Genomic DNA, 15,475 nt, shown 5'->3' with positions numbered 1-15,475 from the left:
GCCAACCTTGGCCCACGGGCCCAACCCCGGCCCGCGCGCCCAACCCCGGCCCAGGGACCCGATCCCGGTCCACGGGCCCGATCCCGGCCCGCGCGCCCAAGGCTGGTCCAGGGGCTCAACCTTGGCCCACGGCCCACCCCCGGCCCAGGGGCCCAACCCCGGCCCACGCTCGAGACGAGCAGCGCGCACGTGCCCGAATGCTTCTCTGCCCGTGCCCGCATCGGCGCACCCGCCCACCGCCCCGGACGCCCGCCCCACTCCTCGCGGCCCGACCGGCCGAATGCGAGGAAGACTCCGGTCAACACCCTTGACCCCGCGGCTCCCACCGCCGACCCGACCGGTCGGCGTGAGGGACGCACCGCCCGACACCCGTATCTCCATGCCCGAACGACCGGTATCCGTGCCCGAACAGGCCAGCAGCCGTATCGCAGCCGTCGCCGACCGCGCAGCGGAGCCGGCAGCGGTCCGCACCACCCCTGATACGGTGATCGCGCGACCCCGACGACCAGCGGGACAACGCGGTTTCGACCCGACCGCGTCCCTCCCCGCGCGCCCCCGCACACCTCGGTCCTCCGTCCACCGACGCGATGTCCGGGGCGGAGCCGGCTCGCCGGGGACGCGAGGAACCGACCGCACCACGAGGCGGGTCCCGTGACCGCCTCCCGGAACAACCCCCCATCGATGAAGCCCACGAACGGACCGGCACCGCCGTGTCCGCCGGGCGGTGTGTTAGGAGTCGCGGTGGCCCTGCTCAGCGCCGGAAACAGAGAGACCGCGGACGCCGAGGACCCGCCGCGGCTCGTCGGCCGGGACGCGGAACTGTCCCTCATCCGCGAGCAGGTCAAGGGCGCCGGCCGGGCGGTGCTGCTGCGCGGCCCCGCGGGCGTCGGCAAGACCCGGCTGATGACTGCCGCGATCGACGCCGTGACCGAGCAACTGGCCGCCGCCGACGTCTGCGTGCTCACCGCCAAGTGCCCGGAGAACGGCAGCGGCGCCTACGAGGCCGTCCGGGAGCTGTTCGCACCGCTGCACCTGACCGAGGGCAACACCGCGAGCCACCCGCTGCTGCGCGGCAGCGCCCGCCTGGCCCTGCCCGCCCTGACCCCGGGCCGCACCGCGGACGCCGTCCCCGCCGACCTCTACGCCGTGATGCAGGGCCTGTACTGGCTCACCGCGGGACTCGCCGCCGAGCGCCCGGTCGTCCTCGCCGTCGACGAGCTCCAGTGGTGCGACGAGGCGTCGTTGCGCTGGCTCGGCTTCCTGCTGCGACGCGCCGAGGACCTGCCGGTCGTACTGCTCCTCACCCTGCGCACCGAGGCCGAGGAGGCGGTGCCCGCCGCACTGGAGGAGATGGCCGACGTCCCCTCCTGCCGCACCCTCGACGTGCACCCGCTCGGCGAGGAAGCGGTGGGAGAGCTCCTCGCCCATGTCCTCGGCGGCCGGCCCGACGCCGCACTCGTCGACACCTGCATGCGGATCACCGGCGGCATCCCCCTCCTCGTGCACCTGCTGGCCCACCGGTGGAAGGAACGCGACTCGCTCACCGGGCCCGGTGACGCGGTCGACGAGGGAGCCGACCTCGGACTGGTGGCCCGCCTCCAGATCGATCGACTCTCGGCCGAACGGCTCGCCGTGGCACGGGCCGTCGCCGTCCTGGAGGAGGAGACCGTCGAAACGGTCGCCGCCCTCGCCGGCACCCAGCCCGAGCCCGCCCAGCGCGTCGTCGAGGACCTGCGTGCGGCCGGCCTGCTGCGGCCCGACGCCCTCGCCTACCGGCACGACGTCATCCGGCAGGCCGTCCTGCAGACCCTGCGGCCCGCCGAGCGCGCCGCGCTGCACGAGCGTGCCGCCCGGCTCCTCGACGAGGCCGGACGCCCCGTCGAGGAGGTCGCCGTCCAGCTCATGCTGCTCCCGGCCAGCCCCGAGCCCTGGATGATCACCGCTCTGCGCTCCGCCGCCCTCGGCGCCGAACTGCGGGGCGCGCCCGCCACGGCCGGTCAGTACCTGACCCGCGCCCTGCGCCACGCCCCCGACGACCTGGACCTGCTGTCCCACTCGGCCAGAGTCTTCGCGCACCTCGCGCCCAGCACCGCCCTGCGCCACCTCGAACACGCGCTGTCCCGGCCGACCGACCCCCGCACCCGCTGCCGGCTGGTCCTGCAGTACGGCGTCACCTCGCTCGGCGCCCACAACTCACTGCGCGCCTTGGACCTCGTCGACGAGACCCTCGACGTGACCGTCGGGGAACTCGGCGCGTCCCCCGCCGACCAGGCCCTGCGCGCCCGCGTGGAGGCCATGGTGCTGATCTCCGGCCTTGACGAGACGTCGACCGTCGGCCGGATCAGCCGCCGCTTCCGCGACTACACGCCCCCGCCCGGCGAGACACCGGACGAACGCCTGCTGCTGGGCATGCTGTGCGCGCTGCGTACCCTGGAGGGCCGGCCCGCCGTCGAGCTGGTACCCGCCGCCGAGCGGGTCCTGCGCCTCGGCGACGGCCCCCGGGGTGGCTGGGGAGCGCTCGGCGCCTCCCTCACCCTGTATCTGGCGGACGAGATCGAACCCGTCCAGGCCGCGCTGAGCACGCTCCTCGCCCAGGCCCGGGCCCGCGGCGAGGCCTGGCAGTGTGCCCTCGTCTCCACGACCCGCGCCCAGCTGCACCTGTGGGCCGGGAACGTCACCCAGGCCCTGTCCGACGCGCAGTTCTCCCACGACCTCTTCGCCCGGGAGCTGCAGGTGCGGACCTCGGTCTCCCCGCAGTGCGCCCTCGCCGCCGTCCATGTGCGGCGCGGCGAACCGCAGAAGGCACAGCAGCTCCTCGACGAGATCCAGCGGCCCCGGCTGGAGCAGTTCACCCTCGAGTACCACACTTACCTGATGACCCGCGCCCGCACCCGGGAAGTCCTGGGCGACCTCGAAGGCGCGGTGGACGACCTGCTGCGCTGCGGCGACAGCCTCGCCGCGGCCGGTATCGGCAACCCCGTACTGGCGCCCTGGTGGTTCGACGCCGCCCAGCTGCTGGCCCGGCTCGGACGCGAGCACGAGGGGCACGCCGTCGTCGAGCGCGTCGCGGCGCCGGTCGAGGAGTGGGGGACCGTCCGGGCGCGCGGCATGCTGGCCCTGGCACGCGGTGTCCTCACCCCGGGCGACACCGGCCTCGACCACCTGACCGAGGCCTCCGACCTGCTCGGCAGGAGCCCCGGCCGACTGGAGCACGCCCGCGCCGAACACCTCCTCGGACGGCGCTTGCTCGACCGCGGCGACGCCCAGGGCGCCCGAACCCGGCTGCACCGTTCCATCGACGTGGCGGTCCTGTGCGGGGACAAACTGCTGCTCGACGAGGTGCGGCCGGTCCTGGCCGCCGCGGGCGGCCGGCTGCGGCGCGGCACCACCTCGCCCGCCGAGTCCCTCAGCGGCGGCGAGCGCCAGGTTGCCGAGCGCGCCGCCGCGGGCGCCACCAACCGGGAGATAGCGGAAGCCCTGTTCCTCACCCAGCGCACCGTCGAGTTCCACCTGACCAGCGTCTACCGCAAACTCGGCATCCGGGGCCGCCATCAGATCGCGGCAGCCCTCACCGACACCGGGACCGACACCCGTACCGACGGCTGAACGACCACCGGCAGACGGGCGGACGGGCAGCGGTCCCGAATCTCCGGCAACCGGTCATGCAAGAGAATCAACTGTCCGCAACGGCTGCCAGGCTCAGTGCTGATCTCGCCCGCACGCCCTCGGGTCAGCGGCGGATGAAGCCGAGATCGGTGGCGGTAGCCACGGCGGCGGTGCGCGAGTCGACGCCGAGCTTGACGTAGATGCGGGCCAGATGGGACTTGACGGTTCCTTCGGTCAGGTGGAGGCGACCGCCGACGGCCTGGTTGGACAGGCCGTCGGCGACCAGGGCGAGGACTTCGGTCTCGCGCCGGGTCAGGGCGGTGCCCGGCGTGCGCAGCCGGTTCATCAGCCGGTCGGCGACCGTGGGCGCCAGTGTGGTGCGTCCGGCGGCTGCGGTGCGGACGGCGGCGGCCAGATCCTCGGGCTCGGCGTCCTTGAGGAGGTAGCCGGTGGCGCCGGCCTCGATGGCGGGCAGGGTGTCGGCGTCGGAGTCGTAGGTGGTGACGATCAGCACGCGGGGGGCGCCCGGGCGGGCGGTGATCCGGGCGGTGGCCTCTGCGCCGCCCATGCCCTTGCCGAACTGCAGATCCATCAGCACGACGTCGACATCGCCTTCCGCGGCGCGTGTGACGGCGTCCTCGGCGGTGGCGGCTTCGGCCACGACGACGAGGCCGGGTTCGGTCTCCAACACGGCGCGCAGCCCGGCTCGTACGACGGGGTGGTCGTCGGCCAGGAGGAGGCGGATGGGGGCGTCGTCGGTCACGGGCGAACCTCGGGCTCGGTCTTGGTGGGCGGGGTGAGAGGGAGCCGGGCGGCCAGGGAGGTGCCGTGACCGGGAGCTGATGCGATGGTCAGGGTGCCGCCGAGGGCGTGCATGCGGGCGCGCATGGCCGCCAGGCCGAAGCCTCCGCCTTCGGGGTCGGGCGCGGGCAGCTGCCCGGGGTCGAAGCCGTGCCCGTTGTCGACCACGTCGAGGGCGATGTGGTCCCCCAGGTGGCTGAGGGCGACGTCGACGGTGGTGGCCTCGGCGTGGCGGACGGTGTTGGCGAGGGCGGACTGGGCGATGCGCAGGAGAGCGACCTCGTGCGCGGTCGGCAGCGATACGGGGTCACCGGTGAGAAGGAAGCGCGCGGTGAGACGGTGGCGGGCGGACGTGGTGGTGCACAGACGTTCCAGGGCGCCGGCCAGGGTGGTGCCTTCCAGAGTGGGCGGGGTGAGGGCGGCGACGAAGCGGCGGGCCTCGGCGAGGTTGTCCACGGCTGCCTGGCGTGCCGCGTCGACGTGGCGGGCAGCGGCGTCGGGCCGGTCGGGCAGCGCACGTTCGGCGGCGCGCAACAGCAGTTGGATGCTGGAGAGCCCCTGGGCGAGGGTGTCGTGGATCTCGCGGGCCAAACGTTCGCGTTCGGCGAGCACACCTGCGGTGTGCTGGGCCCGGGCGAGGTCCGCGCGGGTGTCGGTGAGCTCCTCGATCAGTTGCCTGCGTCGTTCGCTCTCGTGGTACAGGGCCCGGTAGCCCCACACCACGGCGACGGCGACGGCGGCGCCGAGCGCGGGACCGATCGCCATGGCCGGACTGAAGGTGCCGGTGTGGGCGGCGAAGGCGGTGATGGCCGCCATGGTGGTGGCGATCACCGCAGCCAGTCCGGCGCGGCGTGGCAGCAGGTGGAGCTGGAGGAAGTACAGCGGGAAGGCCACCCACACGGCGTCGGATGTGAGGGACAGGAGCACCAGCCACACCGCGCCCACGGCGGCCAGCCACCAGGCTGCGGCGGGACGGGAGCGGCGGATGCGGGGCAGGAGCGGTCCGACGACGTACACCGCAGCGCACGCCGCCGCTGCGGCACCGATCGGTCCCGCGTGGGGGAGGCCGTCGGTCGCGGCACGGACCGCGGCCAGGGCGAGCAGGCCGATGATCAGCAGGTGCAGGCACCAAGCCAGGGCGCGGGTGGTCGGGGTCGGGGCGGGAGCAGCGGTGTTCACAGTGCTCCCAGGCTACGGAGGCGGGTGCCCGAGGTGCCTCCATCGAAAGTTGGAACCCGCGTGCCGTCTTCCGGCCCGCGAAGTGCCCTCCTGGGCCAGACGCGCACACGGGAGGCCGGCGGCGACGGTGAAGGCCCGCTTCCACCGTCGGAAAGGACAGGCCGAGGCCGTGTTTGTCGCCTGGAGAGATCTGAAGTTCGCCAAGGGGCGCTTCGCCCTGATGGGGACCGTCATCGTACTGATCACCCTGCTGGTCGGGCTGCTGTCCGGACTGACGGCCGGACTGGGCCGACAGAACATCTCCGCGATCACGGAACTGCCCGCCGACAAGATCGCCTTCCAGGCTCCCGGCGGCGGGCAGGACCTGTCGTACTCCAACTCCACCGTCACCGAAGCGCAGTGGCAGCAGTGGTCCAGGGCGCCCGGCGTCGAAAGCGCCGAACCGCTGGGGATCACCACGACCAAGGCCACAGCCGGGAACAGGAGCGTCGGAGTCTCCGCCTTCGGCGTCCGGTCAGGGTCTCGCCTCGCCCCGGAGAGCGACAAGATCGGTGACAGCGCGGTGGTGCTGTCTGCCGCAGCCGCCGACGACCTGGGCGTGAGGGCCGGCGACTCCCTCACCCTGGCAGGTCAGCAGCTGACGGTGGCCGCCGTGCGGGGCGATGCCTACTTCAGCCACGCCCCGGTCCTGTGGACCAGCCTCGACGTGTGGCAGAAGACCGCGCCGCCCACCGGCAGCGGTGAGGGCCCGGCCGCCACCGTCATCGCCCTGAACACCACCTCCGGGGCCGATGTGGCGGCCACCGACCAGCAGACCGGCACCAGGACGGTCTCCACCGAGGACTCGTTGTCCGCCATCGGCTCCTACACCTCCGAGAACGGCTCGCTGGAACTGATGCGCGGCTTCCTGTTCGCCATCTCCGCCCTCGTCGTCGGGTCCTTCTTCACCGTGTGGACCATCCAGCGCAGCGGCGACGTCGCCGTTCTCAAAGCGCTCGGAGCCTCCACCGCGGGCCTGCTGAAGGACGCGCTCGGCCAGGCCGTCGTCCTGCTTACCGGCGGCACCCTGCTCGGCACCGGCATCGCCGCCGCCCTGGGAGCCGTCGTGGCCGGCTCGGCCGTGCCGTTCCTCCTCACACCCGCCACGGTTCTGCTTCCCGCCGCCGTGATGATCGCGCTCGGCGCGCTCGGGGCCGCCCTGTCCATCCGCCGTATCACCTCCGTCGACCCGCTGACCGCCCTGGGGAGCGCCCGATGAGCCTGACCCTGACCGACATCACCCTCACCTACCCCGACGGCGACTCCCGGCTGACCGCCCTCGACCAGGTAGGCCTGGAGGTCCCCAAGGGCAGCCTGACCGCCGTCGTCGGGCCCTCCGGCTCCGGCAAGTCCAGCCTGCTGGCCGTCGCCGCCACCCTGATCACCCCCGACTCCGGCACCGTCACCATCGACGGCACCTCCACCGCCGGTATGACCCGCGGCGAACTCACCGAACTGCGCCGCCACAAGATCGGCATCGTCTTCCAGCAGCCCAACCTGCTGCCCTCCCTCACCGCGGCCGAACAACTCCAGGCCATGGCACAGATCGACGGCCGCAAGCCCCGTACCGCCCGGGGCCGCGCGATGGAACTCCTCGACGCGGTCGGCCTGGCCGCCCAAGCCGGCCGACGGCCCCACCAGCTCTCAGGCGGTCAGCGTCAGCGCGTCAACATCGCCCGCGCCCTGATGAACGACCCCACCGTCCTCCTGGTCGACGAACCCACCAGCGCCCTCGACCACGAACGCGGCGCCGCCGTCATCGACCTGATCACCCGCCTCACCCACCAGCGGGCCACCGCCACCGTCCTGGTCACCCACGACCGCACCCACCTCACCGCCGTCGACCAGACCGCCGAAGTCCACGACGGCCGCCTCCACCTGCCCGCAGCAGCCCGCTGACCCCCCGACGCCCACAGGCCCGGGAGCGGGTCGCAGCACACAGGGCCCGCCCCCGCTGCCCTTCGCAGCGGGGGCGGCTGCGCGCGGGAGGTTGTTGTTCGGAGGCGCGGCTTCGTGACGCGGCTCTTCCACCGGCGCAACTGGCGGTCGTGCTCGCCGGGCGACACAGGACAGGGTGCGGGAGCGGGCGTACTGCGTGAGGGCGGATGCAAGTTGGGCACCACAGGTTGCCTTCACCCCTCCACTTTTTTGCGTGAATCGTGCAACCATACCGGTCCTTCACGTGTCCATCACACGTACAACACGAACCATGGGGGGACCATGAGCCAACAGCAGTACCCGCAGCAGCAGCCCGGCTGGAACGGACCGGAGCAGCCCGGCTGGGGTGGCCCGCAGCACCCTGGCTACGGCACGCCGCCGCCGTTTCAGCCGCAGCCGCCGAAGAAGTCCAACGCAGGCAAGGTGATCGGCTTCGGCTGTCTCGGCTTCGTGGCCGTAGCCGTCGTCATCGGCATCATCGCTGCGGTGGCCGGCAGCGGCGGCGGCAGCACCGTCACGGACAAGCCGCAGGCGAAGACCTCTGCCACCGCAGGTACGGGCGGCGGTCGGCAGAAGGCCACGGAGAAGCCGGCCGCGAAGAAGCCCGACGTGGCGAAGGTCGGCGACACCATCACGGTGACGGGCACGCAGGACGGCAGCCGGCTCGACGTGACCGTCGTCAAGATGGTCGACCCTGCCAAGTCCAGCGACGACTTCATGACCCCCGATGCCGGGAAGCGGTACGTCGGCGTGCAGTTCCGGCTCGTCAACACCGGCACTGCCGTCTACAGCGACAGCCCGTCCAACGGCGCCCAGGTTGCCGACAGGCAGGGGCAGCAGTTCGAGCCGACGTTCGCCGACATCACCGCCGGGCCGTCCATGTCCGCCGATGTGAGGCTCAAGCCGGGCGCGAAGGCGCTGGGTTGGATCGTGTTCGAGGTCCCCAAGGGCTCGAAGGCGGCGACGGTCCAGTTCACGATGGACTCGGGATTCGCGAATCAGACCGGGGAATGGAAGTTGTCCTGACCCGGCGCTGAATCCGGCCCGGTCGTTCCCGCGAGCGCCCGGGCCTTCGTCGCAGCGTCCTGCGGTCGTCGGTCCTTGCCTCCTGGATGCCGGAACCGTCGTTCATGCCTCGGCAGCAGCGGCACGATCACCGCCCACGGCTCGTCGCTGATCTCCCACGGCTTCCCCGTGCCACGGGTCACCGCCCCCCGAAGAGGGGATCACCTCCGCCTCCATCTGTGGCACGACCCGGCGGGATAGCTCGTCATCGTGTGCGAGGAGGGCACCGAGCGGATTCTCGAGCAGAGCGCCCCGGTGCGTGCGCGTACTGCACTGACGGCAGCCTGGCGGCCCAGGGCCTTGTGAACGGTGTCGGTGTCGGTGTCGGCGGAGCCCTTGTCCAGCAGCACGATGCCCGGGGCGTTGTCGTGCACGGACGCGGCGAGCACCACCGTCGCGATCACCAGGTCCGACACGGGGGCCGAACGGCCCCCGCAGTACCCCGTTGGCCCATCGGTCCAGCGAGCCGTCCACGGTCCACTGGAAACCGGCACCACACGTCCACAGGCAAGAAGGGGTCCGGCCATGACCGGCACTGCTCCGCACCTCAGCAGCACAACCCGGCCGCGGGGCGCCGACGTGCACCGACTTGAGGTCACCCACGTCGGCGACGACGCCTACAGCGTCGACATCCGCGGGCACCACGTCCAGGTCGACCAGCCCACCGAGGCGGGTGGCACTGACACCGCTCCGACGCCCACCGAGCTGTTCGCCGCTTCCCTGGCCTCCTGTGTCGCCTTCTACGCGGGCCGCTACCTGCAACGCCACGGCCTGCCCCGCGCCGAACTGCGGGTCCGTGCCGAGTTCGTCATGGCCACCGACCGTCCGGCCCGCGTCGCCTCCATCCGCGTCGTGGTCGTCACGCCCCCCGAGCTCCCCGAACAGCGCCGCGCCGCCCTGCTGGCCGTCGCCTCGCACTGCACCGTCCACAACACACTCGACCAGCCACCGGAGATCGGCATCGAACTGGAGCAATGAGCCCGCTCTCCCGGGGCCGGGGTCACCGAAGACGGTCCGCCGCTCGGTCCGGTCGGGTGGCGGGATGGGACACGGCGTCGGCGGCCGGCCGGGGGCCCGGCCGCCGACGCCCCGCGTGTCAGGCGCCGGAGCCGGCCAGCGGGACCCGGGTCCAGCTCAGGACCTGGGCACTGTGCGGCTGGACGGTCACCTTCAGGTAGTCCTTGGCGTTGCTGGAACCGTCGACCGTGATGCGGTGCAGGTTCGGCACGGCGGTGGTCAGGTGGTAGAACGACAGCCACGAGGAGCCGGCGGCCAGCGGCTGGTCGCTGTTGTAGAGGTGGCTGTCGCCGTTGAAGAGGTAGACCGGGCCGTCGAAGGCGGCCGACTCGCGGGCGATCGCGGCGACGATCGGCTGGAAGGCGTAGTAGTCGGCGTAGGAGGGATCGCTGACGGTGGGGTCGAACATGTCGGCCTGCATCATCAGGGTGACGGCCCGGTCGTGGTGGCGCCGGGCCGAGGCGAAGGTGTCGCGGATGGACTCGATCACCGACGCCGTGCGGGCCAGTACCTCCGCGGCCTGTTCGGGGGTGGGCCGGGTGTTGCCGGTCCACGGCGCCATGCTGTTGTTGCTGCCGACCACGTCGACCGCGGCGAACGCTACGCCGGCGCGGGTGTAGCGGACGTCCTCCGGTACGCCCTCGTCGGCCTGCGAGGTCACCGCCACGCTGTTCTGGCCGAGGGTCCGGCCGGGGCGGGAGAAGAACACCTGGCGGATCTTGGCGAGGCGTTCCAGCGGGTTGTAGGAGCCGTTGTTCGGCCGGTGGCAGTCGGTCCACTCGTTGTCGCCCACCGTGTAGACCAGCGGGTCCTTGAACTGGTCGAAGTCCGACTTGATCATCTGGAAGTACGCGTCGCTGCACACCGTCGAGCCGTTCTTGATGTCCCCGAGGTGAGTGACGAAACGGATGTCGGGGTCGGCGTTGATCTGGCTGATGACGTGCGGGAAGTCGGCGATCTCGGCGTCGCCGTAGGGCATGTCGCCGAACACCGCGAAGGTGAAAGGAGTGTCGCCGGAGGCGGTGTCGGCTTCGGCGGTGCGGGGGCCGGCCGAGGCACTCCCCGTGGACACGGCGAGCGTGACCAGGCTCAGGGCGGCGGTGGCGGACAGGGCGTGGCGCCAGGATCTCATCGGATTCTCCCTCACGGGTCGAGTGGCCCGGGCGGGCCGGGACACGGCTGTCGGCGGTCGGTGGGGGGAGCGGCTGCGGCTCACGGCGGGCGTGGGCGGCAGTCGGTGATCGGCTCGGCCGGAGTCTGGCGGCCCCGGTTGGCCCAAGGGCCGGCCGATGAGCGGACAGCCGGTGAACTCCTGCTGACGCTCCGGTGGCTGATCTGCGGTCCGGGCGAGGAGCAGTCCCGCGATGACGGCGTCGGCGCGTCGAGGGGCGACTACCTCTCCCAGCCGAACGGAGACGGCGGCCTGAGCCCGGGCACGGTGGTGACCAGTGGGCTGTTCCTCGCCGTCATCCCGGGCCTGGTCGTGTACCTGGGTGTACCGCGCAAGGACGTCGCCGAGCCGGAGGGAGCGGCGCGACACGCGGCCTGACCTGCTGAACGGTCCGCGTTCAGGATGTGCTCACCCCCTCTGTGTCACGGTCGGAGTTCTCGGCCGCCGTCGGCGGCCGGCTCGTCCACGAGGGCGCTCGTCCCGGTTTTGGGGACGGGCGCCCTGTCGTTCGACCGGACAGGAGAAGGTGACTTGGACGAACCGGAGGTCCACATCGACCCCGATGTGGCGGGCACGTCGAGTGCGACCGGGTCGGTGATGAAGAAGCTGCCCGAGGTCACGCTGGCCTTCTGGATCATGAAGATCGCCGCGACGACCCTGGGCGAGACGGCGGGTGACCTCTTTTCGCAGACGCTCAAGCTGGGCTACTTCCTCACCACGATCGCGCTGTTCCTGATCTTCGTGGTGACGCTGGTGGTCCAGCTGCGATCCAGCCGCTACAACCCGTTCTTCTACTGGACCGTGATCCTGTCGACCAGCATGGCCGGCACCACGATGTCCGACTTCATGAACCGGGACGCCAGCGCCAAGTACCTATCGAACGGCGCGACCAGGCTGGGGTGGGGACCGCAGGGCCTGGGCCTGGGCTACCCGGCCGGAGCGGCGATCCTCGTCTCGATCCTTCTGGTGATCTTCCTCGTTTGGAAGCTGAGCGGGATGACGTTCAAGATCCGCGACATCGTCACCTTCAAGGGCGAGGCCCTGTTCTGGTCGGCGATCCTCGTGTCGAACACCCTCGGCACCTCGATGGGCGACTTCCTGTCCGACAGCTCCGGCCTCGGCTACGCCGGCGGCGCGCTGCTCGTGACCGGAGCGCTCGCCGTGCTCGCGGCGCTGATGAAGGTCCCCGAGGTGCCCAACGTGCTGCTGTTCTGGATCGCGTTCGTCCTCACCCGTCCGCTGGGCGCCACGGCCGGCGACTTCCTCACCAAGCCGGCCGCCAGGGGCGGTCTGGATCTCGGCACCGCCGGCTCGTCCGCCGTCCTCCTCGCCGTCCTGTTCGCACTCATGGCCTACTCCCAGGTGCAGGAGCGCCGGACCGCTGCCCGGCTGGCAAGGCACTCGGTCACCCAGCAGGCGGACTGACCGTGAAGCGGGTACCGGGCGTGTGCCCGGAACCGTAGGACACCTGACCGCCGACGACGGGCCGGGCGTCGTGCGAGCGGTGGCTCCGGGCCCGCTCCGGCGTGCCCGTCGCCCGCTCCGTCGTGCCCGTCGCCCGGGTCGGGGGTGGCCGGCAGAGTGTCGGCGAGGAACTCCCGGATCGGCTCCATGATCTGCTCGATCAGACAGTGGCAGGAGCGGACAGCGACCCCGTGTTCACCTGCGTGACGGGGACACCCCCTCGTGCACGGTCCACGGCTCCGGGTCCACGCCCCATCCGCTCGTCGCGGCCCCCGCGGCGAGCCCCACGAGCCCCGCGAGCACGCCCAGGAGCAGGCCTGCCCAGGAGGGGACGACACCCGCCGGACAAGGGACGGCGAGGAGGGCGCCGACCGCCGCGAAGGCGAGGCGGGAGGCGTGCACCGTCGGGATGTAACGGGACGGCCGGGGAAGCGGCTTCACGGCGAGTGCGGGGTCGGTCTCGCACAACGGTGCGGCCCCGACGCGCAGATACTTCCGTGGTCCCTGTCCGGTGTCACGCCCCGGACGACATGACCGGAGCCGGAGACGAAGGCGGCCGCGACCCGGCGCTGCTTGTCCGTGCCCGCGCTGTCCCGCCACCGGCTGGGCCGGCACAGCCAACCGCTGTGGCCCACCGGCCGGGCGGCGGCTCGTGAAGATCTTGTGCCTGGCGAGGAGATCACGTCTGCTGATCAGCTCCCGGAAGCCGTGAGAGAACACCACGGCGCCACGGCGACCCCGGCCAGGGCCTCCTGCTCGACCGCGGCCCGCTCCAGGTGAGCGGTCCGGGCCGGCCGGGGCGTGCACGCCGGCGAGGACGGCTAGTCGGGTGGGCCGAGGATGGCGGGAAGGTCGTCCATCCAGGCGAGGACCGCTTCTTCGTAGCGGATCCCGAAGGTGAGGGTGGCGCGCTGGTAGGCGTCGATCCCCGCGGTTTCCAGGCGTGCCTGGTACGTCTTGAGGCGTTGCGCGTGGACGGTCCGGTGGTGGTCGACGTGGCACAGCAGTCGGTCGCGGTCGAGATGACCGCCGAAGGCGATCGTCAGCAGCAGGGGATAGCGGATCTGTTCCGTGCCCGGGGGCGTGATGATCCACTGTGCGAACGCCTCGCGCCCGGCCTCGGTGAGGCGGTAAGGGACGCGGGCGCGCGGTCCGGTGTCCCCCGCCGTGACCAGCCCGCGCTCGGCGAGGGCGGCGAGTTCGCGGTAGACCTGGCTACGGGTGACGGTCCAGAAGTCGCCGACGAGCTCCTCGGCGATGGCCACGAGTTCGTAACCGCTTGCTTCCCCGGCGTGGAGAAACCCGAGGAGTGTGGCGGCTGTGGCGTTGAGGCTGTCCATGAAGGGCCCTCCCTTGACACTCCACAGTGGACGGTACATGATGCTGGCCGTCGATAGTCCACTGTGGTCGGTCCAATGTGTCATGTTCCATGTGCCACCCAGAGCGGACCCCCGTGGGAGCGGCGCAACGGGGAGGGGTGTGATGGCGCGGTTCGGCCCGGGCTTCCAGAGCCTGGATGACGAGACCCATGCAGTGGAACTCCCGGTCAGCGGGCGCCTGCCCGAGTGGTTGAGTGGCGTGCTGCTGCGGAACGGACCCGCCAGGTTCGAGGCCGGCGATACGGGGTTCCGCCACTGGTTCGACGGTCAGGCCATGGTTCACCGGTTCGCCGTCGACGGCGGCCGGGTGGAGTACGCCAACCGTTACCTCGACACACCGAGCAGCCGGGCCGTTCTCCGGGAGGGGCGGATCCGTTACCAGGAGTTCGCCACCGACCCGTGCCGAAGTGTCTTCGCCCGTTTCTTCACGCCTTTCCAGCGCCCACGGCCCGTCAACCCGAACGTGAACATCGCCAGGTTCGGGGACCAGGTCGTCGCGCTCACCGAAACCCCGCTGCCGGTCGAGTTCGCGCCGGGAACTCTCGCCACCGTCGGAGTGGTGGATTACGAGGACCGGTTGGGCGGGCAGTTCACGACGGCCCATCCCCACCAGGACCCGGTCACCGGTGACCTGGTCAATTACGTGACGCACTTCTCGCGGCGCAGCGAATATCGTGTGTATCACCAGAGACCTGAAGGCGCACCGCGCCGCGAACTGCTCGGGCGTTACCGGGTCGACGAGCCCGCCTATATGCACAGTTTCGCAATCACTCCCCGGCATGTGGTGCTGGTTGAGTTTCCCCTGGTGGTGAACCCTTTCAGACTCCTGCTGAGCGGTCGGCCCTTCATCGAGAACTACCGCTGGAAGCCGGAGCGTGGAACCCGGTTCGTCGTTATGGACCGAGAGAGCGGATCGGTGCGCGCGGTGCTGCGCGGACCGGCGTGTTTCGCCTTCCACCACATCAACTCCTGGGAAGAGGACGGCCGGCTCTTCGTCGACCTGTGCGCCTACCGGGACGCCTCGATCATCGAAGCCCTGTACCTCGAGGCCCTCCGTGGCGGGGGTGCCCTCCCGCAGGCCACACCCACGCGGTTCTCCGTGGATCTCGAGGCCGGAACGGTCGTGGCGGAGGAGCTGTCGGGGGAATCCCTGGAGCTGCCGCGCATCGCCTACGGGCAGCGCAACGGCCGGGCCTACCGCTACGCGTACGGTGTCGGTTCGCGCGATCGCCGGACCGATGACTTCCTCAACCAGCTGGTGAAGCTCGACGTCGGCGACGGCAGCACGCTTCTGTGGCAGGAGGAGGGCTGCTACCCGGGCGAGCCCGTCTTCGTCGCGGCGCCCCCCGGTCACGGCCGGGACGGAGCGGAGGACGACGGGATCGTGCTCGCGGTCGTCCTGCGGTCGGCGACCGCGTCGTCGTATCTCCTGGCGCTCGATGCGCGGACCTTCCAGGAACTGGCTCGGGCCGAGGTTCCGCATGCCGTCCCGTTCGGGTTCCACGGCACCTTCGTGCGGTAGCACCGCAGGGGCGGATTCGGGTTCCGGAAGTGAAGAAATACTGAGGCCGCCGAAGGCCGTCCATGATTCCGGAATTTGCTGCAAAATTGTCATGGTCATGGCCTGGTCGGACGTGCTCGAAAGTGGCGATTCTCGTTGACCGCGTTCACTGAATAAAGAATTCCATTTCCTTCCGGTCGACTGGTCGGTAATAATCGTGACTCCGTTCATTTTCCGGAAAACAATGGATACCCACTGTTAACGAGCAGTCTCTTGAGGGTCCATAACTGCGGCCCTAGGCTTCAATCACTGGCT

The 15,475-nt window shown here is 71.3% G+C and carries 14 protein-coding genes and 1 pseudogene; 8 read left to right on the top strand and 7 right to left on the bottom strand.

Annotated features, from left to right (window positions below; translation table 11 throughout):
* Positions 1–741: 741 nt before the first annotated feature.
* The gene (locus tag AC5WS8_RS04310) at positions 742–3,606 is read left to right on the top strand and encodes an ATP-binding protein (RefSeq protein WP_496101886.1); all 2,865 of its coding nucleotides are present in this window, start codon (positions 742–744) and stop codon (positions 3,604–3,606) included.
* Between the two features lie 124 nt (positions 3,607–3,730).
* Here the strand turns inward: AC5WS8_RS04310 and AC5WS8_RS04305 are convergent, their stop codons facing one another.
* Together AC5WS8_RS04305 and AC5WS8_RS04300 are read right to left on the bottom strand one after the other, a co-directional pair.
* Complete coding sequence (locus AC5WS8_RS04305) at positions 3,731–4,369, bottom strand: response regulator (protein ID WP_496101885.1); 639 nt, start codon at positions 4,367–4,369, stop codon at positions 3,731–3,733.
* Positions 4,366–5,586 (bottom strand): sensor histidine kinase, encoded by a 1,221-nt coding sequence (locus AC5WS8_RS04300; RefSeq protein WP_496101884.1) that lies wholly within the window; start codon positions 5,584–5,586, stop codon positions 4,366–4,368. The genes AC5WS8_RS04305 and AC5WS8_RS04300 overlap by 4 nt, the downstream gene beginning before the upstream one ends.
* Before the next feature lie 169 nt (positions 5,587–5,755).
* Here AC5WS8_RS04300 and AC5WS8_RS04295 point away from each other — a divergent pair, with 169 nt between their 5' ends.
* From AC5WS8_RS04295 to AC5WS8_RS04285, 3 genes are all read left to right on the top strand, one after another.
* A complete protein-coding gene (locus AC5WS8_RS04295; protein ID WP_496101883.1) occupies positions 5,756–6,844 on the top strand; it encodes an ABC transporter permease in 1,089 nt (362 codons plus the stop codon).
* Positions 6,841–7,524, top strand: coding sequence for an ABC transporter ATP-binding protein (locus AC5WS8_RS04290; RefSeq protein WP_496101882.1), 684 nt, complete (start codon positions 6,841–6,843; stop codon positions 7,522–7,524). Before AC5WS8_RS04295 ends, AC5WS8_RS04290 begins: the two co-directional genes overlap by 4 nt.
* A 321-nt stretch (positions 7,525–7,845) precedes the next feature.
* Entirely contained in the window at positions 7,846–8,589 is a 744-nt protein-coding gene (locus AC5WS8_RS04285; RefSeq protein WP_496101881.1) for a DUF4352 domain-containing protein, read from the top strand.
* Between the two features lie 49 nt (positions 8,590–8,638).
* Here the strand turns inward: AC5WS8_RS04285 and AC5WS8_RS04280 are convergent.
* Both AC5WS8_RS04280 and AC5WS8_RS04275 read right to left on the bottom strand, forming a co-directional pair.
* A pseudogene (locus tag AC5WS8_RS04280) lies at positions 8,639–8,771 on the bottom strand (IS5/IS1182 family transposase); the annotation flags it as partial.
* An 18-nt stretch (positions 8,772–8,789) separates the two neighbouring features.
* Positions 8,790–9,044, bottom strand: coding sequence for a hypothetical protein (locus AC5WS8_RS04275; RefSeq protein ID WP_496101880.1), 255 nt, complete (start codon positions 9,042–9,044; stop codon positions 8,790–8,792).
* A gap of 109 nt (positions 9,045–9,153) precedes the next feature.
* Here AC5WS8_RS04275 and AC5WS8_RS04270 point away from each other — a divergent pair, with 109 nt between their 5' ends.
* Positions 9,154–9,606, top strand: coding sequence for an OsmC family protein (locus AC5WS8_RS04270; protein WP_496101879.1), 453 nt, complete (start codon positions 9,154–9,156; stop codon positions 9,604–9,606).
* A 118-nt stretch (positions 9,607–9,724) separates the two neighbouring features.
* Here the strand turns inward: AC5WS8_RS04270 and AC5WS8_RS04265 are convergent, their stop codons facing one another.
* Complete coding sequence (locus AC5WS8_RS04265) at positions 9,725–10,777, bottom strand: hypothetical protein (protein WP_496101878.1); 1,053 nt, start codon at positions 10,775–10,777, stop codon at positions 9,725–9,727.
* A gap of 138 nt (positions 10,778–10,915) precedes the next feature.
* On the opposite strand from AC5WS8_RS04265, the gene AC5WS8_RS04260 reads away from it, so the two are divergent.
* Both AC5WS8_RS04260 and AC5WS8_RS04255 read left to right on the top strand, forming a co-directional pair.
* Positions 10,916–11,194 carry a hypothetical protein gene (locus AC5WS8_RS04260; RefSeq protein WP_496101953.1) on the top strand — a complete coding sequence of 93 codons (279 nt, stop codon included), beginning with the start codon at positions 10,916–10,918 and terminating at the stop codon, positions 11,192–11,194.
* A 153-nt stretch (positions 11,195–11,347) separates the two neighbouring features.
* Positions 11,348–12,241, top strand: coding sequence for a COG4705 family protein (locus AC5WS8_RS04255; RefSeq protein WP_496101877.1), 894 nt, complete (start codon positions 11,348–11,350; stop codon positions 12,239–12,241).
* 234 nt (positions 12,242–12,475) lie between these two features.
* On the opposite strand, the gene AC5WS8_RS04250 is transcribed toward AC5WS8_RS04255, so the two are convergent.
* A complete protein-coding gene (locus AC5WS8_RS04250; RefSeq protein ID WP_496101876.1) occupies positions 12,476–12,682 on the bottom strand; it encodes a hypothetical protein in 207 nt (68 codons plus the stop codon).
* A 419-nt stretch (positions 12,683–13,101) separates the two neighbouring features.
* Positions 13,102–13,620: a PadR family transcriptional regulator gene (locus tag AC5WS8_RS04245; protein ID WP_496101875.1), complete on the bottom strand. Its 519-nt coding sequence runs from the start codon at positions 13,618–13,620 to the stop codon at positions 13,102–13,104.
* A 142-nt stretch (positions 13,621–13,762) separates the two neighbouring features.
* Here AC5WS8_RS04245 and AC5WS8_RS04240 point away from each other — a divergent pair, with 142 nt between their 5' ends.
* Positions 13,763–15,181, top strand: coding sequence for a carotenoid oxygenase family protein (locus AC5WS8_RS04240; RefSeq protein WP_496101874.1), 1,419 nt, complete (start codon positions 13,763–13,765; stop codon positions 15,179–15,181).
* Positions 15,182–15,475: the final 294 nt, after the last annotated feature.

The organism is Streptomyces sp. PTL18 (assembly GCF_059510295.1).
The sequence above is the reverse complement of the archived record's forward strand: the minus strand, read 5'-3'. Positions and strand labels throughout refer to the sequence as shown.